Source organism: Amycolatopsis sp. NPDC003865 (assembly GCF_053605345.1).
On record NZ_JBSGJA010000010.1, the window covers coordinates 89,320 to 108,216 of the forward strand.

At 73.7% G+C, this 18,897-nt stretch carries 15 protein-coding genes and 1 riboswitch; of the genes, 2 read left to right on the forward strand and 13 right to left on the reverse strand.

Features of this window, described 5'->3' with window-relative positions; translation table 11 throughout:
• The first annotated feature begins 62 nt into the window (after nucleotides 1–62).
• Nucleotides 63–647: a class F sortase gene (locus ACWEVP_RS23950; RefSeq protein WP_452064792.1), complete on the forward strand. Its 585-nt coding sequence runs from the start codon at nucleotides 63–65 to the stop codon at nucleotides 645–647.
• 48 nt (nucleotides 648–695) lie between these two features.
• Here the strand turns inward: ACWEVP_RS23950 and ACWEVP_RS23955 are convergent, their stop codons facing one another.
• The 6 genes from ACWEVP_RS23955 to ACWEVP_RS23980 all read right to left on the reverse strand — a co-directional run bounded on the left by ACWEVP_RS23955 (nucleotide 696) and on the right by ACWEVP_RS23980 (nucleotide 10,598).
• Nucleotides 696–1,736 carry an LLM class F420-dependent oxidoreductase gene (locus ACWEVP_RS23955; protein ID WP_452064793.1) on the reverse strand — a complete coding sequence of 347 codons (1,041 nt, stop codon included), beginning with the start codon at nucleotides 1,734–1,736 and terminating at the stop codon, nucleotides 696–698.
• Between the two features lie 26 nt (nucleotides 1,737–1,762).
• A complete protein-coding gene (locus tag ACWEVP_RS23960) occupies nucleotides 1,763–2,824 on the reverse strand; it encodes an SDR family oxidoreductase (protein ID WP_452064794.1) in 1,062 nt (353 codons plus the stop codon).
• Between the two features lie 20 nt (nucleotides 2,825–2,844).
• Nucleotides 2,845–3,288, reverse strand: coding sequence for a MerR family transcriptional regulator (locus tag ACWEVP_RS23965; protein ID WP_452064795.1), 444 nt, complete (start codon nucleotides 3,286–3,288; stop codon nucleotides 2,845–2,847).
• Nucleotides 3,289–3,372: 84 nt separating this feature from the next.
• Nucleotides 3,373–4,290, reverse strand: coding sequence for a YhjD/YihY/BrkB family envelope integrity protein (locus ACWEVP_RS23970; RefSeq protein WP_452064796.1), 918 nt, complete (start codon nucleotides 4,288–4,290; stop codon nucleotides 3,373–3,375).
• Between the two features lie 82 nt (nucleotides 4,291–4,372).
• Nucleotides 4,373–5,578, reverse strand: coding sequence for a fumarylacetoacetase (fahA, locus tag ACWEVP_RS23975; RefSeq protein WP_452064797.1), 1,206 nt, complete (start codon nucleotides 5,576–5,578; stop codon nucleotides 4,373–4,375).
• Nucleotides 5,579–5,642: 64 nt separating this feature from the next.
• Nucleotides 5,643–10,598 carry a DUF885 domain-containing protein gene (locus tag ACWEVP_RS23980; protein ID WP_452064798.1) on the reverse strand — a complete coding sequence of 1,652 codons (4,956 nt, stop codon included), beginning with the start codon at nucleotides 10,596–10,598 and terminating at the stop codon, nucleotides 5,643–5,645.
• Nucleotides 10,599–10,830: 232 nt separating this feature from the next.
• Between ACWEVP_RS23980 and ACWEVP_RS23985 the strand changes: the two genes are divergently transcribed.
• Nucleotides 10,831–11,784, forward strand: a complete 954-nt coding sequence (locus ACWEVP_RS23985; protein ID WP_452064799.1) for an AsnC family protein — start codon at nucleotides 10,831–10,833, stop codon at nucleotides 11,782–11,784.
• On the opposite strand, the gene ACWEVP_RS23990 is transcribed toward ACWEVP_RS23985, so the two are convergent.
• The 7 genes from ACWEVP_RS23990 to ACWEVP_RS24020 all read right to left on the reverse strand — a co-directional run bounded on the left by ACWEVP_RS23990 (nucleotide 11,781) and on the right by ACWEVP_RS24020 (nucleotide 18,861).
• Nucleotides 11,781–12,710: an RluA family pseudouridine synthase gene (locus ACWEVP_RS23990; RefSeq protein ID WP_452064800.1), complete on the reverse strand. Its 930-nt coding sequence runs from the start codon at nucleotides 12,708–12,710 to the stop codon at nucleotides 11,781–11,783. The two genes, ACWEVP_RS23985 and ACWEVP_RS23990, sit on opposite strands and share 4 nt — an antisense overlap.
• Nucleotides 12,707–13,294: a signal peptidase II gene (lspA, locus tag ACWEVP_RS23995; protein WP_452064975.1), complete on the reverse strand. Its 588-nt coding sequence runs from the start codon at nucleotides 13,292–13,294 to the stop codon at nucleotides 12,707–12,709. The genes ACWEVP_RS23990 and lspA overlap by 4 nt, the downstream gene beginning before the upstream one ends.
• Nucleotides 13,295–13,368: 74 nt before the next feature.
• Nucleotides 13,369–14,010 carry a hypothetical protein gene (locus tag ACWEVP_RS24000; protein ID WP_452064801.1) on the reverse strand — a complete coding sequence of 214 codons (642 nt, stop codon included), beginning with the start codon at nucleotides 14,008–14,010 and terminating at the stop codon, nucleotides 13,369–13,371.
• Nucleotides 14,011–14,026: 16 nt separating this feature from the next.
• Nucleotides 14,027–15,373, reverse strand: coding sequence for an aminotransferase class V-fold PLP-dependent enzyme (locus ACWEVP_RS24005; protein ID WP_452064802.1), 1,347 nt, complete (start codon nucleotides 15,371–15,373; stop codon nucleotides 14,027–14,029).
• Nucleotides 15,374–15,410: 37 nt separating this feature from the next.
• Nucleotides 15,411–15,525: riboswitch (SAM riboswitch) on the reverse strand.
• 82 nt (nucleotides 15,526–15,607) lie between these two features.
• Complete coding sequence (locus ACWEVP_RS24010) at nucleotides 15,608–16,204, reverse strand: M23 family metallopeptidase (RefSeq protein WP_452064803.1); 597 nt, start codon at nucleotides 16,202–16,204, stop codon at nucleotides 15,608–15,610.
• 336 nt (nucleotides 16,205–16,540) lie between these two features.
• On the reverse strand, nucleotides 16,541–18,019 hold the full coding sequence (locus ACWEVP_RS24015; protein ID WP_452064804.1) for a potassium/proton antiporter: 1,479 nt from the start codon (nucleotides 18,017–18,019) through the stop codon (nucleotides 16,541–16,543).
• Nucleotides 18,020–18,114: 95 nt separating this feature from the next.
• Nucleotides 18,115–18,861 carry an ArsR/SmtB family transcription factor gene (locus ACWEVP_RS24020; RefSeq protein ID WP_452064805.1) on the reverse strand — a complete coding sequence of 249 codons (747 nt, stop codon included), beginning with the start codon at nucleotides 18,859–18,861 and terminating at the stop codon, nucleotides 18,115–18,117.
• Nucleotides 18,862–18,897 lie beyond the last annotated feature (36 nt).

Consider the following 18,897-nt stretch of genomic DNA (forward strand, 5'->3'; position numbering starts at 1 on the left):
GAACCCCGCCACGTCTGGACACGATTCGGTAACGCACGCTCCGGCCTTCCCGACTTACCGGCGTGCGGCAGGGGAAGCTCGTCGGGCCGGCCGCCGCCGTGCTCGCGGTGGTGGCCGGGCTCGGTTGTGTCCTGCTCGGCGTCACGACAGTGCTCGCGCCGGGCGCCTCGATGACCGCCGGCGCGGCGGCCGAGGAGCGGCCCGCGACCGGTGTCGTGCCCACCGCGCTGGTGATCCCCGACCTGGGTCTCGCCGTGAGCCACCTCGTCGAGCTGGGCCACATCGCCGGCCGCCGCGAGCAGCCCGGCACGGCCCTGGGCGTCGGCTGGTTCGCCGACGGGCCGGCACCGGGCGCCCCCGGCGTCGCGGTGCTGTCCGGCCACGCGGGGTTCGGGTTCTCGCGGGGCGCGTTCGCCCGGCTCGGCACGCTGCAGCCGGGCGCGGCGGTGCTGGTCCGCGACGACGACGGCCGCGAGGCCCGGTTCACGGTCCGCCGGACGGAGACGTTCGCGCCGGACGAGCCGGACAGCTCGCTGGTCGCCCCGGAGGGCGCGGGCCCGGAGCTGCGGCTCATCACGAGCGACGGGACCCACGACTTCGCCGGCGAGGACACGCCGCGCGTGGCGGTGTACGCCACCCCGGTGTGACACCGGTGCCGGGTTCCACCCCGAACCACCACTCACGACCGGGGCGGCTCAGCCGATCAGTTCGCGCAGCTGGGACACCGCGGCCACGCGCGCCTCGCGGCCCGGCAGCAGCGGGTTGACCACCAGCGTCGTCGCGCCCGCTTCCTCGAACGCGGCCAGCCGCTCCTGCACGTACCCCGCCGGGCCGACCAGCGAGATCGAGCGCAGCAGCTCGACCGGCACCGCCGCCGCGGCCTCCTCCTTCTTGCCGTCGAGGTACAGGTCCTGGATCAGCTTCGCCTCGGCCTCGTAGCCGTAGCGGCAGGCGAGGTCGTTGTAGAAGTTCTTGCCCCGCGCGCCCATGCCGCCGACGTAGAGCGCCACGATCGGGCGCAGGTGGTCGAGCAGCGGCTCGATGTCGTCGCCGATCGCCAGCGCCGCGCTGACGAAGGTGTCCAGCTCGCCCAGCGCCGGGTCGCGCTTCGCCTTGCCCGCCGCCAGGGACTCGCCCCAGACGTCGGCCGCCTTCTCCGGGTGGAAGAAGATCGGCTGCCAGCCCTCGGCGATTTCCGCGGTGAGCGCGACGTTCTTCGGCCCGAGCGAGGCCAGCAGCACCGGGATGCGCTCGCGCACCGGGTGGTTGATCAGCTTGAGCGGCTTGCCGAGGCCGGTGCCCTGCTCCGGCGGCAGCGGGATCGTGTAGTGCTTGCCGTCGTGGACCACGCGTTCGCGGCGCCACACCTGGCGGCAGATCTCGACGATCTCGCGGGTGCGGGCCAGCGGCGCGTCGTACTTCACACCGTGGAAGCCCTCGATGACCTGCGGCCCGGAGGCGCCGAGCCCGAGGATGAACCGCCCGTCGGAGACGAAGTCGAGCCCGGCGGCGGTCATCGCGGTCAGCGTCGGCGTGCGCGTGTAGATCTGGAAGATGCCCGACGCGAGCTGGACGCGCTCGGTCTTCGCCGCCAGGTAGCCGAGCTGGCTGACGGCGTCGAAGGAGTAGGCCTCGGGAACGAACGCGACGTCGAGCCCCACCTTCTCCAGCTCGACGATGTCCGCGACGCTGTCGGCGAAACCTCCGGCGTAGTTGATCGCGGTCCCGATCCGCATGGCCACCTCCGTTGCTGAGCAAGCGCTTAGTCGCGGATCCTAACGGGACCGGGCTGCCCGTGCCGGGACGATGTGCGCGCCGCCACTCGGCGGCCCGCCGGTTCGACGGCCAGGAGGGTGCGGGCGGTGTCGGCCAGTGTTTCCTCGATCGGGCGGGTCCGCCAGCCGAGTACCGTCCTCGCCTTCTCGGTGCGGATGACGGGCACGCGGCCGAGGCGAGCCGCCGCTTCCCGCATCGCCGGATCGGTTTCGGCCGCGGCCCGCACCTGCTCCGCGGTCAGCTCGGTCGTGGTGACGTCGTGCCCGCGCTCGGTCAGGATCCGCGCGATGTCCAGGAAACTGATCGACTCCCCGGCCGCGGCGAGGAACCGCTCCCCCGCGGCCCGCGGATGGGTCATCGCCTGCACGTGCAGATCGGCGACGTCGCGGACGTCGGCCACGCCGAAGTACAGCGGCGGCACCACCGGCATCGCCCCGTCGAGCATCGCCCGCACCAGCGCGACCGACGACGACAGGCGCCCGCCGAGGACCGGGCCGAAGATGCCGGCCGGGTTGACCACCGCCAGCTCCGGGCCGCCCGCCGCCCGCACCTGCTCCCACGCGGCGCGTTCGGCGACGACCTTCGACCGGACGTAGGCGCTGTTCGGATCGGCGAGGTCCGTCCAGTCGGCTTCGGTGTACTCCTCGCGCGGCGTCGCGCTGTACCCGACCGCGGCGAACGACGACGTCAGCACGACCCGCCGGACACCGGCTTCGCGGGCCGCGGCCAGGACCCGCACGGCGCCGTCGCGGGCCGGGCGGATCACGTCGTCGTCGTTTTCGGGCGCGGCGGGCGGGAACGGGGAGGCGACGTGGAGGACGTGGTCCACCCCCTCGACCGCCGCCGCCCAGCCGGCGTCGGCGCCGAGATCGGCGACCACCACCTCCAGCTCGCCGGCCCCGGCGACGGCGCGGACTTCGGCGGTCCGGCCCGCATCGCGGACGGTGGTGCGGACCCGGTGGCCGTCGGCAAGCAGCCGCCGGATGGTGTGGCCGCCGAGGTACCCGGTGCCACCGGTGACCAGGACGAGCGCTCGTTCGTCGTTCACTGTGAGTCCTTTGTGGATAGTCAGAATCGGTCGATCAGCGCCCGGAGCCGCGGCACGAGCCGCCGCGCCGCGCCGGTGTCGCCGCGGTCGCGGGCGTCCCAGAGGCGCGCCTTGAGCCGGAGGTACTCCAGCCGCAGCCGCAACCGCTCGATCTCGGCTTCCAGCCGGTCGGCGTGGTGGTCGAACAGGTCACGCTGCTCGGCGGCGGCCGCGTCGCCCCGGGCCAGCAGGCCGAGGTACTTCCGCAGGTCCTCGACCCGCATCCCGGCCGAACGCAGGCACCCGAGCGAATCCAGGACGTCCATCGTCGCCGCGTCGTACCTGCGGTGCCCGCTGCTCGGGTCCCGCGGCACCGGGCCGATCAGCCCGATCTGCTCGTAGTAGCGCAACGTCGGCTCGCTGAGCCCGCTGCGCCGGGACGCCTCGAGGATCGTCAGCCACACCTGCTCGACTCCGGTCGCCATGGGCGCAAGCATGCAGAACTTCAAGCACTTGAAGTCAACGCGAACGGCCGGTGGCCCGGATCACACCCGATCGGGCACCGCCGGTCAGCGGCCGGTCAGGGTGCGGACCACCAGCTCCGCCGACGCCCCGGCGCCCAGCGTCGTCCCGGCGTAGCGGACGTCGGCGGCGAGCGTGCCGGGCGGCGGCTCGTCGCGGACCGTGAGCCACACCGTCACCATCAGCAGCCAGCGGACCACCAGGTAGACGAACAACAGCACGCCGACCAGAGTGCCGAACGCCGCGACCGCGGGCGACCGGCCGAGCAGGTGCAGGTACAGGCCGCCGGCCTGCTGGAGCGCGGCGAGCCCGACGGCGGCGGCCCCGGCCGGGCGCAGCGTCGAACGCAGCGGCAGCGGACGGCGCGGCAGGCGGGCCAGGCACCAGGCGATGACCAGCCAGTTCGCCGCCAGGCCGAGCAGCAGCGAGCCCGCGACGAGGACGAAGTGCGCGAACCCGCCGGTCAGCCCGGTCAGGCCGAGCAGCCACGTCCCGGCCGCGCCGGTGAGCGCCGCCAGCCCGAAGGACACGGCCATCGCGAGGCCCACGCCGATCAGCGCCAGGACGTCCGCGGCGATCCCGCGCAGCAGCGGCCGCGCGGTGCGCTCCTGGCCGAGCATCGCGGTGACGGCGTCGCGGACATTGCTGATCCAGCTCCAGCCGGAGTAGGCGGCGACGGTCAGCGCGAGCAGCCCGATCCGCCCGCGTTCCCCGACGACGGTGTGCACGACGTCGTTGACCCGTCCGGCGATCTCGGGCGGCAGCGCGCCGTCGATGACGCGGTCGAGCTCGGTGGCCAGCAGCTGGTCGCCGGCCAGCACGAACCCGGCCACCGAGACGGCGACCATGACCAGCGGCACGAGCGCGAGCAGGCTGAAGAAGGTGACCGCGGCGGCGTAGTGGTCGCCGTCGCGTTCGCGGTACCGGGCGAGCGTCGCCCCGACCCGCCGCAGCGGTTTCCTCACGACGGCTTTGCCCACCGGCCGACCCTCTCATCCGCACCTGTGTTCCGCAGTACGGACCCGGTGGCAGGGGGATCCGCACGCGTCAGCCGGGGACGACCGTGCCGCGCACCTCCCCGAAGCCGATCCGCGTGCCGCCCGGCCCGGGGGCCGTCGCGCTGATCACGACCTCGTCGCCGTCCTCCAGGAACGTGCGGGTCCGACCGCCGGGGAGCTCGAGCGGTTCCCGGCCGCCCCAGGACAGTTCGAGGAACGAGCCGCGCTGGTCGCGCTCCGGGCCGGTGACGGTGCCCGAGGCGAACAGGTCGCCGGTGCGCAGGCTCGCGCCGTTGACGGTCAGGTGCGCGAGCTGCTGGGGCGCGGTCCAGTACTGCGTCGCGAACGGCGGGCTCGACACGAGGTGGCCGTTGAGCCGGATCTCGATGGCCAGGTCGAGCCCCCACTTTTCGGTGGTGCGCAGGTAGTCGAACGGTTCCGGGTCCTGCGGCGGGCCGTCGACGCGTGCGTGCTCGAGCGCGGCGAGCGGGACGATCCACGGCGAGACCGACGTCGCGAACGACTTGCCGAGGAACGGGCCCAGCGGCTGCATTTCCCAGCCCTGGATGTCGCGGGCCGACCAGTCGTTGACCAGGCAGACGCCGAAGACGTGCCCGGCGAAGTCCGAAGTGGACACCCGCGTGCCCGGCGCCGACGGGGTGCCGACCACGAACCCGACTTCCGCTTCGATGTCGAGGAGCCGCGACGGCCCGAAGGACGGGGCCTCGGCGTTGCGCGGCTTGCGCTGCCCGTGCGGGCGGACGACCGGCGTGCCGGACGCGAAGACGGTGCCCGCCCGGCCGTGGTAGGCGATGGGCAGGTGCTTCCAGTTGGGCGGCAGCTCGGCGAGGCCGGGCTGGAAGATCCGCCCGGCGTTGAGCGCGTGCTGCTCGCTGGAGTAGAAGTCGACGTAGTCGGCGACCTCGAAGGCGAGGTGCGTGGCGACCTCGGTCAGCGGGTGCAGGTGCGGCCGCAGCTGGTCGGCGTAGCGGGGCTCGGTGAGCCAGTGCCCGAGGGTTTCCCGGACTTCCCGCCAGGTGCCCGGCCCGGCGGCGAGCAGGGGGTTGAGGACGCCGTCGCCGAGCAGCGGAGCGAAGGAGGCGGCGGTCTCTTCGGCCGCGGCGGTCAGGTCGAGGACGTGCTCACCGACGGCGACGCCGATCCGCCGCTCGGGCGCGCCGCCGACGGAAAAGGCGCCGTAGGGCAGGTTGTCCAGGCCGAACGGGGTGTCTTCGGCGAGGTCGAGCCAGGTCACGTGTACTCCTCGGGTCGGTGGACCGGGCCCGGCGACGGGTCACCGCCGCCGGGCCCGGCCGCCCTCACTTCTTGCGCGTCGCCACCCACTCCGCCACCACGTCCGCCAGCACCGGGAGCGGGACCGTTCCGCTGCCCAGCACCGTGTCGTGGAACTCGCGGATGTCGAACCGGTCGCCCAGGGCCTGCTCCGCCTCGGCCCGCAGCCGCTCGATCTCCAGGCGGCCCACCATGTAGCCCAGCGCCTGGCCCGGGTGGCCCGCGTAGCGGTCGATCTCCGCCTCGATCTCGATCCGCGCCATCGGCGTGTTCTCGACCAGGTAGTCCACCGCCCGCTGCCGGCTCCAGCCCAGCGCGTGCAGGCCGGTGTCGACCACCAGGCGCGCCGCGCGCATGGAATCCTGCGTCAGCAGGCCGATCCGGGCCACGTCGTCCGAGTACAGGCCCATTTCGTCGGCCAGCCGTTCCGCGTACAGCCCCCAGCCCTCGGCGTAGGCGTTGAACATGCCGATCCGGCGCAGGAGCGGGACTCCGGTCAGCTGTTGCGCGAGCGTCAGCTGGAAGTGGTGCCCCGGCACGGCTTCGTGGAACGCCACCGCCTCCCCGAGCGTCCGCTGCCGCTGGTCGGCCTCGTGCGTGTTCGCGTAGTAGGTGCCCGGGCGCGAGCCGTCCAGCGACGCGTCGATGTAGTACGCGATCGAGCCGCTTTCGGCCTCGGCGGGCGGCACCGGCGCGACCTCGCACTTCTGCTCCGGCACCCGCAGGAACCACTGCGGCGCCACGGCTTCCGCCCGCGCGATCGTCTCCCGCGCCGCGTTCAGCAGCTCGTCGCCGTCGCGCCAGCGCAGCGCCGGGTCCGTGCGGATCCGGTCGAAGATCTGCGCGAGGTCCGTGGTGCCGAAGACCTTCTCACCCAGCTCGCGGTACTCCCCCGCCAGCCGCTCGATGATCGCCAGCCCGGTGTCGTGCAGGTCCTGCGCCGTGCGCTCGGTCGTCGTCTCCGCGCGGATCAGCGCCGCGTACCGCTCGGCACCGCCCGGCAGGTCGCCGATGCCCGGCGACGTCTCCGGCCGCGCGGCCGGGACCACCTCGCCGGCCAGGAAGTCGCGGTAGCGCGCGTACGCGGGCCGCACGATCTCTTCCAGCAGGCGGTCGCGCTCGGCCTCGAGCCCGTGGACCGGCACCTTCAGCGGATCGCTGTCCGGGGCGGCGAGGTACCGCTCGACGTAGCCGACGCCGATGCGCGCCAGGAACTGCGGCGGTGTCAGCCCCTCGGCGAGCGCGGCCCGCTGCCGCTCGATCAGCTGGTCCAGGTACGTGCCGATCGCGCCGAGCCGGCTCAGGTAGCCGCGGGCCTTGGCCTCGTCGTCGAGGACCGTCTGCGGCAGCATCATCAGCAGTTCCAGCGCCGGGGCGGCCAGCCCGTCGCTGACCGCGATGTCCGCGCGGCCCGAGTCCAGCGTGTCGATCAGCGTGCGGGCCTGCCAGACCACGACGTCCCTCGTGACGCGCTCGGCGGGCGGCAGCTCGCCGAGCGCCTCGGCCCGCTCGATCAGGGCGGCGAACCCGGCGCGCTGCCGGGCGATCGCTTCGGCGGACTGGTCGGCGAGCTTGTCGTGCGTGCCCGGCAGCCCGTAGAGCGACGGCAGCAGCGGCTGCGCCTCGAACATCAGCTCCAGGCACTCATCGGCCAGCCCGTCGGCGGTGTCGCACTGGGCCGCGACCCAGTCCGTGACGACCTTGGCCAGCGCCGGCAGCGGCAGCATGCCGTGGCCCAGCACGACTTCGTGGAACGCGCGGATGTCGAAGCGGTCGCCGAGCGCCGCCTCGGCCTCGGCCCGCAGCCGCTGGATCTCCAGCCGCCCCACCATGTACCCGAGGGCCTGGGCCGGCCAGCCGGCGTACCGGTCGATCTCCGCCTCGATCTCCAGCCGCGCCATCGGGGTGTTGTCGACGAGGTAGTCGATCGCCTGCTGCCGGCTCCAGCCCAGCGCGTGCATCCCGGTGTCGACCACGAGCCGGCCCGCCCGCATCGAGTCCTGCGTCAGCATGCCCAGCCGGGCCACGTCGTCGGAGTAGAGGCCCATCTCGTCGGCCAGCCGCTCCGCGTAGAGCCCCCAGCCCTCGGCGTAGGCGTTGAACATGCCGATCCGCCGCAGCAGCGGCAGGTCGGTCAGCTCCTGGGCCAGGCTGAGCTGGAAGTGGTGCCCCGGCACGGCTTCGTGGAACGCGATCGCCTCGCTCGTGAAGCGCGGGCGCTTGTCGGCTTCGTAGGTGTTGGCGTAGTAGGTCCCCGGCCGCGTGCCGTCCAGCGACGGCTGCAGGTAGTACGCGATCGTGCCGCTCGCCGCGTCCGCCTCCGGCACCGGTGCCACTTCGCACTTCTCCGCCGGGATGGTCGAGAACCACCGCGGTGCCACGGCTTCCGCGCGGGCGATGGCGTCGCGGGCCGCGGCCAGCAGCTCCTCGCCGTCGCGCCAGCGCAGCGCCGGATCGGTGCGCAGCCGCTCGAAGATCTCGGTGAGCTCGGTGGTGCCGAACACCTTCTGCCCCAGCTCGCGGTACTCGTCCGCGAGCTGCGCGATCAGCGCCAGCCCGGTGTCGTGCAGGTCCTGGGCCGTGCGCTCGGTCGTCGTCTCCGCGCGGATCAGCGCCGCGTACCGCTCCGCGCCGCCCGGCACGTGGCCGATCCCGGGCGCGGTGTCGGGCCGCCCGGCCGGCTCGACCTCGGTGCGCAGGAAGTCGCGGTAGCGGGCGTACGCCGGGTGCACGACCTCGGCGAGCAACCGGTCGCGCTCGGCCTCGAAACCCTCGACCTCCGCCGTCGTGCCCACCTTCAGCGGGTCGGACTCCGGCGCCGCCAGGTACCGCTCGATGTACTCGACGCCGACACGCGCGAGGTAGGCCGCCGGCACGAGCCCGTCGGCCAGGCTTTCGCGCTGCCGCTCGGTCAGCTGCTCGAGGAACGTCGCGCTCGCCGCGAGCCGGGCCAGGTAGCCGCGCGCCTTCTTCTCGTCGTCCAGCTTGTAGTACGGCAGGTACAGCAGCAGCCCCAGCGCGGGGGCGGTCAGCCCGTCGCTGACCGCGATGTCGGCGCTGCGCGCGCCGAGCTTGTCGGCCTCGCCCTCGGCGGAGGCGATCACGACTTCGCGTGTCACGGCCTCTTCCGCGCTCAGCCCCTCGCCGGGCAGCGCGCGGGCGCGGGCGGCGAGCTCCCGGTAGGCGGTGCGGAACCGCTCCTGCGCGGCCCGGCTCTGGTCGGCGAGCCGGTCGTGGTCGCCGGGCAGCCCGAAGACCGACGGGTACAGCGGCTCGTGCTCGAAGGTCAGCTCGACCAGCTCGGCGGCCAGGCCGTTGACGGTGTCGCCGTGGCCGGCCACCCAGTCGTCGACCACGGACGCGAGCGCCGAGAGCGGCAGCGCACCGCCGGCGAGCACGAGGTCGTGGAACGCGCGGACATCGAACCGGGACCCGAGCCGCTCCTCGGCACGCGCGCGGATCCGCTGGATCTCCAGCCGCCCCACCATGTACGCCAGCGCCTGGCCGGGCCACGCGATGTACCGGTCGACCTCGGCCTCGATCTCCACCCTGGCCATCGGCGTGTTGTCGGCCAGGTAGTCGACGGCCTGCTGCCGGCTCCAGCCGAGGGCGTGCAGGCCCGTGTCGACGACCAGCCGGCCCGCCCGCATCGAGTCGGCGGTCAGCATGCCCAGCCGCGCGACGTCGTCGAAGTACAGGCCCATCTCTTCGGCGAGGCGCTCGCTGTAGAGGCCCCAGCCTTCGGTGTAGGCGGTGAAGGTGCCGATGCGGCGCAGCAGCGGCAGATCCGTCAGGCCCGTCGCGACGCTCAGCTGGAAGTGGTGGCCCGGCACGGCTTCGTGGAAGGCGACCGACTCGGCGGAGTGGCGGAAGCGCTCGGTGGCTTCGTAGGTGTTCGCGAAGTAGATGCCCGGACGGGAGCCGTCGGCGGCCGGGCGCAGGTAGTACGCCGGGGGCGCGCCGGGCGCGGCCTCCTCCGGCACCGCCTCGACCAGGCAGGGCTGCGACGGCACGGTGCCGAACCACTTCGGTGCCTCGGCGGTCGCGCGGGCGACCGCCGTGCGCGCGGTTTCCAGCAGTTCTTCGGCGTCGTTCCAGCGCAGGGCCGGGTCGGTGCGCAGCCGCTCGAAGATCTCGGCCAGGTCGTCGGTGCCGAACACCTTCTGCCCCAGCTCGCGGTACTCGGCGGAGAGGGAGTCGATGACGTCGAGGCCGGTCCGGTGCAGTTCCTCGGGCGTGCGGTCGGTGGTCGTGTGCACCTTCGCCAACCGCGCGTACGCCTCTTCGCCGCCGGGCAGCCACTTCACGCCGGGCCGGTCGGCGGGCCGGCCGTGCGGCCGCACCTCGGTGTCGAGGAACGCGCGGTACTCGGCGAAGGCCGGGCGGACGACCTCGGCCAGCAGCTCGTCCCGGCGCCGGCCGAACTCCTCGTCGGGCGCGGGCTGGCGGCGCAGCGGATCCGCGTCGGGGGCGGCGAGGTAGCGGTCGAGGTGCGCGATGGCGGCCTCGACCAGGTGCGCCACCGGGGTGCGCCCGGCGGCGATGCCCTCGGCGTGCCGCCGGGCGGCCTGGCGCAGGTACTCCGGGACGGCGGCCAGCCGGCCGAGCTGGGCCTCCGCGGCCTCGCCTGCGGTCACGGTCGTCATCGGCAGCACCATCAGCAGGGACGCGGCGGGCGCGACCATGATGTCGGTGACGGTGAACTCGGCCATCCGGCTGTCGATCGCGGCGACGCGGTCTTCCGCCGTGGCGACGAGGACGTCGCGGGTGACGCGGTCCTCGGCCGACAGCGCCGCGGCGTCCAGGGCGCGGGCCCGCTCGGCGAAGCCCACGAGGGTGGCCCGGTACGACTGCTCGGCCTCGGCGGACAGGTCCGGCAGGCCGGGCTCGGCCGGCCGGACGCCCAGCAGGGCAGGCGTGAGCGGATCGGCGGCGAACAGCGCTTCGACGAACTCGTCGGCGAGTTCGGTGACCGCGGTCATGGGCAGGACCCCCAGCTTCGGTGTTGTGCTCCTGAGGCGACCCTAACGGAGATCCCCGACAAGAACGGTGAGCCGCCGGTCGGGGCGGACGCAGCCGGATCGGGCGCGGGCCGATCGGGCGCGGGCGGCGCACACGGATCGGCGGGGCGGCCTCGCCAGGCACGGCCGGCGCGGGCCGATCGGCGAGGCGGGGCCGGCGCGGGCGAATCCGCGAGGCGGTAGCGTTCTGCGGGTGGCCGTGACCGATCCCGTGGACATCCGCCTGCTCGCCGCGCTCGCCGACCTCGGCAAGACCGCGGTGCACGAGCTGGCGGCCAAGGTCGGCATGGATCCCCGCGAGGTCGCCTACCGGCTGGTCGCGCTGTCCGGCAGCGGGCTGCCGCTGCTCGTCGGCGTCGAGAGCGACCCGCAAGGACTGCGCGCGGCCATCGCGGGCGCGCCGCCGTCATGGGCGAACCGGCCGCCGCAGCAGTTCGCGCCGCCCTCGCACCCCGTGCCCCAGCAGCCCGCCCCGCCGATGCCGCCCGGCCCCGGCCCGCAAGGCGCGCCCTCGGGGCCGTACACCGTGCAAGGCGCGCCCTCGGGGCCGTACACCGTCCAGGGCACGCCGTCCGGGCGGTACCCGGGCCCGCCACCACCGCCGCAGCAGCGGCCGCCGTTCGTCCCGCCGCCGGTACCGCTCGACCCCGCCGTGAGCACGTGGGGCCTGCCGCAGACGGCCTCGTGGGCCCGCGGCGACGAGCCGGCCCGCCCGGCCGGCACCGGCAAGCAGGGCAAGCTCGGCGAGGTCATGGAGACCCAGGGCCTGGAGGGCGAGCAGCTGTCCGTGCAGCTGCTGGAGGTCCAGGACCCGGCGGACTACCTGTTCAGCGCGGCGGGCTACCGCCTGGAGGCGGGTGAACGTGCGGTCGTCGTGCACACCGAGATCACCAACCGCGGGTCGATCCCGTTCGCGTCGCTGCCGGACAACTACCTCGAGCTGCTCGCCGCCGACGGCACCGCGGTCGGCAAGGCGCCGGTGTCGCTGACGTCCCGGCCGCCGCACAAGATCGGCGTCAAGCCGGGCGAGACCCTCGGCGGCCACACGGTGTACGTCCTGCCGGACGCGACGCGCGTGGTCTCGGTCCGCTGGAGCCCGCGGCCGGAGCCGGACGAGCGCACGCTGACCTGGTCGATCGAGGACTAGTAGCTTTCCTCGCGCAGGATCTCGAGAGCCTTCGCCAGGTCGTCCGGGTACTCGGACTCGAACTCGACCCACCGGCCGTCCGCCGGGTGCGCGAACGCGAGGGTCTTCGCGTGCAGCCACTGGCGGCTCAGGCCGAGGTGGCGGGCCAGTACCGGGTCCGCGCCGTAGGTCAGGTCGCCGACGCAGGGGTGGCGCAGCGCCGAGAAGTGGACGCGGATCTGGTGCGTCCGCCCGGTTTCCAGCTTGATGTGCGCCAGCGACGCCGCCCGGAACGCCTCGACGACCTCGTAGTGCGTGACGCTCGGGCGGCCGCCCTGGACGACCGCGAACTTGTAGTCGTGGCGCGGGTGGCGGTCGATCGGGGCGTCGATCGTGCCGCGCGTCGGGTCGGGGTGGCCCTGGACGATCGCGTGGTAGCCCTTGTCGACCGTGCGTTCCTTGAACGCGCGCTTCAGCACGGTGTAGGCGTGTTCGCTCTTGGCCACGACCATCACGCCGGTGGTGCCCGCGTCGAGCCGGTGGACGACGCCCTGGCGCTCGGCCGCGCCCGAGGTCGCGATGCGCAGGCCGGCCGCGGCGAGGCCGCCGACGACCGTCGGGCCGGTCCAGCCCGGGCTCGGGTGCACGGCGACGCCGACCGGCTTGGAGATCACGACGATGTCGTCGTCGTCGTGGAGGATCTGCATGCCTTCGACCGGCTCGGCGACGACCTCGACGGGGTTCGCCGGCTCCGGCAGGGTGATCTCCAGGAGGCCGCCGCCGGAGAGCCGGTCGGACTTGCCCGCCGGACGGCCGTCGAGCAGCACGTCGCCGGCTTCGGCCAGTTCCGCGACGACGGTCCGCGACAGGCCGAGCAGTTTCGCGAGGCCGGCGTCGACCCGCATCCCGTCGAGCCCGTCGGGCACCGGGAGCATCCGCGAGCTCACGCCTGCTCCTCCTGCTGCGCTTCGGCCTTCTTCTTGTCCTTGGTGGACGTGCCGTCGTAGTCCTTGCCCAGCAGGGACAGCAGCACGATCAGCGCGCCGCCGACGCAGATGGCCGAGTCGGCGATGTTGAAGATCGCGAAGCCCTTGCCGTTCGGGGCGAACGCCGAGATGAAGTCGACGACGTGCCCCTGCAGCCCGCCGGGCGCGCGGAAGATGCGGTCGGTGAGGTTGCCGGTGGCGCCGGCGAGCACGAGGCCGAGGCCGATGGCCCAGCCGATCGAGCGCAGCCGCCGGGACAGCCAGATGATCGCGATGACGACGGCGAGGGCGACCAGCGCGAGCACCCACGTCATGCCGGTGGCCATCGAGAACGCGGCACCCGGGTTGCGGATCACCTGCAGGTAGATCAGCCCGCCGAGGATCCGGACCGGCTCCTTGCCCTCGAGGTTGGCGGCGACCAGGTTCTTCGTCACCAGGTCGATCGCCCAGAACACGACGGCGACGGCGAAAACCCAGCCCACGCGGCGCTTCGGCAGCGGCTTCGCCGGCTCTTCCGGCGTCTCCTGCACGGTCTCGGGCGCCACCTCGGCGGCGGCTTCGGTGTCGGGTTCGGAGTGGCTGGGCTCGGTGCTCACCGCTCCATTCTCCACGGTGCTGGTCAGGCCGTGTCGGCGGCGGTGACCGCCCCGCGCAGGAGCACCGCGAACGCGGCGGCGAACAGCACGCCCGCCGCCACCAAAACCCCGGCCGGCGCAGTCGAAAAGACCACCGTGACCAGGACGAACACCGCGGCGACCGCCACCACGAACCAGCTGCGCTCGTACGCGGCCAGCACCAGCAGGCCCAGCGCGGCCAGGAGCGGACCGCGCACGTCCCCGGGCAGCCGCAGCTCGAGGGCGCCGACCAGGTCGAGCAGCGGGACGGCCACCAGCGCGCCCAGGGTGCCCAGCACGAACCGGACGGGCCGCGGCGGCGTGCCGGCCCGGCGCAGCGACAGCCAGTACCAGCCGGCCACGGCGAGCACCACGCAGGCGAGGCCGGTGAGCCAGCCGAGCGTCGCCGACGGGACCACGTCGGTCGCGGTGGCGATCGCGACGCCCGAGAGCTGGTTGTCGGGCAGGCCCGTGCCGCCGAGGCCACCGGTGCCCACCAGCATCCGGTTCTCGCGGGTCATCGGCAGCGCCTGGAGGCCGGCGAACCGGCCGATGCCGTCCGCCGGGACCAGCGCGACCGCCACCATCACGAGCTGGGCGAACCCCAGCGCGGCCAACGGGAACCAGGAACGCCGCCGTCTCCCCATCGGCCCAGGCTAGCGCTCAGCAGAACGGCGGCAGCTCCCGCGGGTCGCCGGCCGGGGCCCAGCGGCCGTCCACCTTCGCGTACTCCCAGCGGGCCCCGCGCGCGACGATCTGGCGCAGCGCCCGGACCACCCGGTCGACGTGCTCCTCGGTGCTGCCCAGGCCGAGGCTGACGCGGATCGCCTGCCGGCCGGTGCCCCCCGTGGTGCCGATGAGGCGCTCGGCCGCGATGTGGGCGCAGAAAGCGCCGTCGCGGACACCGATGCCGTACTCGGCCGACAGCACCGCGGCGAGCCAGCCCGGGTCGAAGCCGTCGACGACGAAGCTGACCGTGCCGACGCGGTCGACCGGCGCGTCGAACAGTCGCAGTTCGGCGCAGCCCGGGATGCCTTCGAGCCCCTTGCGCAGCCGGGTCAGCAGGGCCTGCTCGTGGTGGGCGATCGCGGCCCAGTTTTCGGACAGGGTTTCGCACGCGACGCCGAGCGCGTACACGCCGACGGTGTTGGGCGAACCGGCTTCGTGGCGCTCGGGCCCGGTGTTCCAGACGACGGCGTCCTCGGTGACGAGCTTGGTCGCGCCGCCACCGGCGAGGTAGGGCCGGGCGGCGCGCAGCCAGTCGGCGCGGCCGATCAGCGCGCCGGCGCCGAAGGGCGCGTAGAGCTTGTGGCCGGACAGTGCGACGTAGTCGACGTCCAGTTCCTTGATCGAGACGCGGCGGTGCGGGGCGAGCTGGGCGGCGTCGAGCGCGATGCGCGCGCCGTGCTTGCGCGCGACGGCCGCGATCTCGGCGACGGGGAGCAGCTCACCGGTCACATTGGACGCTCCGGTGACGACGACCAATCGCGGTCCCTGCGGGGCATCCGCGAGCGCTTCGTCCACAGCGGACACCGCGGCGAGGCGGGTGCGCGGGGTCGGGATCCGCCGGACGTTCGGGCCCTGCCACGGCAGCAGCGCGGCGTGGTGCTCGGTGTCGAAGACGATCACCGTGGTGTGCCGGGGCAGGCTGCGGGCGAGGAGGTTGAAGGAATCGGTGGTGTTGCGGGTGAACACGACGGTGTCGGTCCGCCGGGCGTCGACGAAGCGGCGCAGGACGTCGCGGGTGCGCTCGTAGAGCTTGGTGGAGACCTGGGACGCGAAGCCGGCACCGCGGTGGACGCTGGCGTACCAGGGCAGGAACTCGTCGACCTTCGCGCGGACGGCGTCGAGACTGGGGGCGCTCGCGGCGTGGTCGAGGTTGGCGTAGCCGATGGTCTCGCCGGTGACCAGCGGGACGCGCAGCGCGGCGCCGGCGACGGTCGGGATGGCTTGCGCGGCAACGGTTTCGAGCGGGGTGATCGTGCTGGTGCGGTCGATGGCGAGAGTCATCGGTGCCTCCTCGGCGGTCCGGGGGACCCCGGCGAGGGGCCCGCGCTTGCCCGTCGCACGGCGCGACCGGCCCGGTCTTCACCCGGGGCACCCCACCGCGGTAGGAGGGTTGCCGGCCAGCAAGCCGGGGCTTCGCGCTGGCACTCATGACCTGAGCCAGAAGGTAACCGAGAACGCGGCCGGCGGCCAACCCCCGCCTCACATTCTGAGACGCCGCTCACACACCGTGAGCGGTCAGAGCTTCGCCCGGAAATGGCCGGGGAGCTGCGTCACGGTGTTGTCCGCGAGGTGGGTCGCGGTGCCCGCGTACTGCCCGGCTCCGGCGGTGAAGCGCCAGCCGCCGAGGGTCTTGCCGTCGACGGGCTCGGCGGATTGGACATCCCCGCGCACGGTCCAGAGCGTGAAGTGCACGTGGGCGCCGGTGCTGGTGCCGCCGCACGGGAGCGCGTTGCCGGTCGAACCGAGGACGGCTCCGGCGTCGACGTGCTCACCGTCGGTGACCGCGATGGCCTCCAGGTGATAGTAGCCGGTCCGCCAGCCGCCGGCGTGGTCGACGGTGACCCAGTCCCCGCCGGCGCAGTGCCGCAGGTGCACGGTCCCGGCCAGCGGCGCGCGCACGGTCCGGTCGGCCGGGCTGAAGTCGATGGCGTTCTCGACGCCGGTGCTGCCGTCGTCGGAATGGATGCCGGCCGAGTAGACCTGCTGGCCGGCCTTGAACGGGAGGGCGAGGGCCGGGAACGGTGCCACTTCCGCGATCGCGGCCGGGGTGGCGAGCAGGCCGAGGACCACGGTCATCACGAGGGCGAGGGCGGTCCTGCGAAGTTTTGTCACCGTGCGTACCCCTTTGACCTAATGCTCACCCATTCGAACTAACTCGATCGGGCACAGAGTAGGCCAAAAGGCGGATCCCGGGGAAGGTTCCGGACGCGAAAGATCACCCTGGCGAGAAAAGATCACCACGTCGGCCCGGAGAGTGGACAGAGACCGGACAACGCAGGGTTCAGGCGGCTGCGGGCGGGGATTGCCGGGCGCGCCGACAGTGCCGGCGCAGGTGGGGCACTCGAGAACAGGCAGGGCGCTCGCCCGCCCCGAGCTGCCGTTGAATCGGACCGGCCGCGACCACGAACGGGTTGCCGCCCGGCTCGCGCGGCCACCGCCGGAAGCGGGTTACCGCCCCGACTCGCCCCGCCACCGGGCCAGCCGGCCGGCTCGGTCCACCGCGCGCAACCGGCGCTCGACCGCGTCGCGGACCGTCGTTGTCGTCACCACCAGCAGCTGGTCGTTCTCCTGCAGCCGGCTCGTCTTCTGCGGGGTGAAGCCGGCGCCCTCGCGGACCACCAAGCTGACCGTCGCGCCCGTCGGGAGGCGCAGCTCCGACAGGTACACGCCGTGCAGCTTCGACCCCGGCTGGATGCGGACCTGCAGCAGCTCGGCGCCCAGCTCGTCCAGCGGTGCGGAGTCGACCTCGACCTCGTGCGCCTCGGACTTCTTCGCCAGCCCGAGCTTGCGCCCGAGGGGCCCGAGCGTCGCGCCCTGGACCAGCGTCAGCACGATCACCAGCACGAACACCGCGTCGACCAGCCGTTGCGCGCCCGGCAGCCCCTGCGACAGCGGGATCATCGCCAGCACGATCGGCACCGCGCCGCGCAGCCCGGCCCACGACAGGAACGCCTGCTCCCGCCACGGCAACCGGAACGGCAGCACCGACAGCACCACCGAGATCGGCCGGGCCAGCAACAGCACGACGGCGCCGGCGACCAGGCCCGGGACCAGCGTCTCGAACAGCCGGCTCGGCGACGCGAACAGCCCGAGCAGCACGAACAGCCCGATCTGCGCCAGCCAGCCGAGCCCCTCGGCGAACGACAGCGTGTCCGACCGGTGCGGCAGCCGCGAATTGCCCAGCACCAGCGCGGCGACGTAGGTCGCGAGCAGCCCGGACGCGTGCGCCAGCTGCCCGGACGAGTACGCCACCACGCAGACCGCGACCGTCGCGAGCGGGTAGAGCCCGGTCGCCGGCAACGCCGCCCGGCGCAGCGCGATCCCGCCGAGCCAGCCGAAGCCGAGCCCGATCGCCAGGCCCGCGCCCAGTTCGTAGACCACCAGCAGCGGCAGCGTCCAGTCCACAGTGGTGCCTTCGGCCAGCACGACGACCGCAATGTACGCCGGCGCGTCGTTGATGCCGGACTCCAGCTCCAGCGCCCCGACCAGGCGCTTGCCGATGCCGGCCGTGCGCAGCACCGAGAAGACCGCCGCCGCGTCGGTCGAGGCGAGCACCGCACCCCACAGCAGGGCGAACCGCCAGTCGAGGCCGAGCAGGAAGTGCAGCGCCGCGCCGGTGACCGCGATGCTCACCACGACGGCCACTGTGGACAGTACGATTCCCAGTCCCAGCGCGGGTTTCACCGCCGACCAGCGCGTGGTCAGCCCGCCTTCGGCGAGGATCATGACGAGCGCGGCGAGGCCGAGCGACTGGGTCAGCTCCGGGTTGTCGAACCGGATGCCGAAGCCGGCTTCGCCGAGCACCACGCCGATCCCGAGGTACAGCAGCAGCGAGGGCAGGCCGAGCCGGATGGAGACGCGCACGGCGAGCACGGACGCGAGCAGCACGACGCCGCCGACGCCGAGCAACACGGGGAGCTGGTCCATGCCGCCTCCCTCCGAGTGCCGTGGGCACTCAGAATAGTGAAGCGGGTGGGTTAACTCGTTCGTGTACCGCCGGCCCGGGTCGGGCACTCGGTGTGTTAAGGCCTACCGAGCGCAGCGAGATCGACACCGAGCGCCGCGAACGGCTTGACGGCACTGGGATGCACCTTCACGGCGCGGTGGCCGTCGCGGCCCACCCAGCCCGCCTCGACCGCTCGCTCGAGCAGCGCCGCGGGCAGCGCGCCGGCGAGGTGGTCGCGGCGTTCCGTCCAATCCAGACAGTCGCGCAGCAGCGGCCGCCGCCCGGCGGCCACGGGCACGCCGAGCTCGGCCAGCACCTCGCGGCCGCGGCCGGTCAGCGCCAGCCCGTCGGCGGTTTCGAGCAGGCCGGTGGCGAGCATGCCGTCGCGGACGGCGACGCCGAGCACGCCGGCGAGGTGGTCGTAGCAGGTCCGCGCGAAGCCGAGCCGCTTCACCCGCAAAGACGACTTCAGCCCGGTCACTGGGCGGTGCCCGACGGTTTGCCGGGGGCTCCGGGTGGCGGAGCCCCCGGCCCGGGGCAGCGCCCCGGATGTCACCGCGTGCTGGGCCAGGTGCTCGATCAGCTCGGCCACGTGCGGGTCGGCGATCCGGACGTAGCTGGCGCGGCCCTGCTTGACCCGGACGACGAACGCGGCGTCGACCAGCCGGGCGACGTGCTCACTGGCCGTGGAGAGCGCGATCCCGGCCGCTTTGGCCAGCTCGCCGACGGTCCAGGCGCGCCCGTCGAGCAGGGCGAGGCACATGGTGGCCCGGCTCGGGTCGGCGAGCACCGCCGCGACTTCGGCGAGGGCGATCGTCTCCATGCCCCCACGCTACGGCGGCAGCACTTCGTCCGCGGC

Excerpts from the sequence above, each read along its gene's own strand:
- ACWEVP_RS23955 (WP_452064793.1), bottom strand. The coding sequence starts at position 1,736 with ATGCGGATCGGGACCGCGATCAACTACGCCGGAGGTTTCGCCGACAGC.
- ACWEVP_RS24000 (WP_452064801.1), bottom strand. The coding sequence starts at position 14,010 with ATGGGGAGACGGCGGCGTTCCTGGTTCCCGTTGGCCGCGCTGGGGTTC.
- ACWEVP_RS24015 (WP_452064804.1), bottom strand. The coding sequence starts at position 18,019 with ATGGACCAGCTCCCCGTGTTGCTCGGCGTCGGCGGCGTCGTGCTGCTC.
- ACWEVP_RS24020 (WP_452064805.1), bottom strand. The coding sequence starts at position 18,861 with ATGGAGACGATCGCCCTCGCCGAAGTCGCGGCGGTGCTCGCCGACCCG.
- ACWEVP_RS24005 (WP_452064802.1), bottom strand. The coding sequence starts at position 15,373 with ATGACTCTCGCCATCGACCGCACCAGCACGATCACCCCGCTCGAAACC.
- ACWEVP_RS23980 (WP_452064798.1), bottom strand. The coding sequence starts at position 10,598 with ATGACCGCGGTCACCGAACTCGCCGACGAGTTCGTCGAAGCGCTGTTC.
- ACWEVP_RS23965 (WP_452064795.1), bottom strand. The coding sequence starts at position 3,288 with ATGGCGACCGGAGTCGAGCAGGTGTGGCTGACGATCCTCGAGGCGTCC.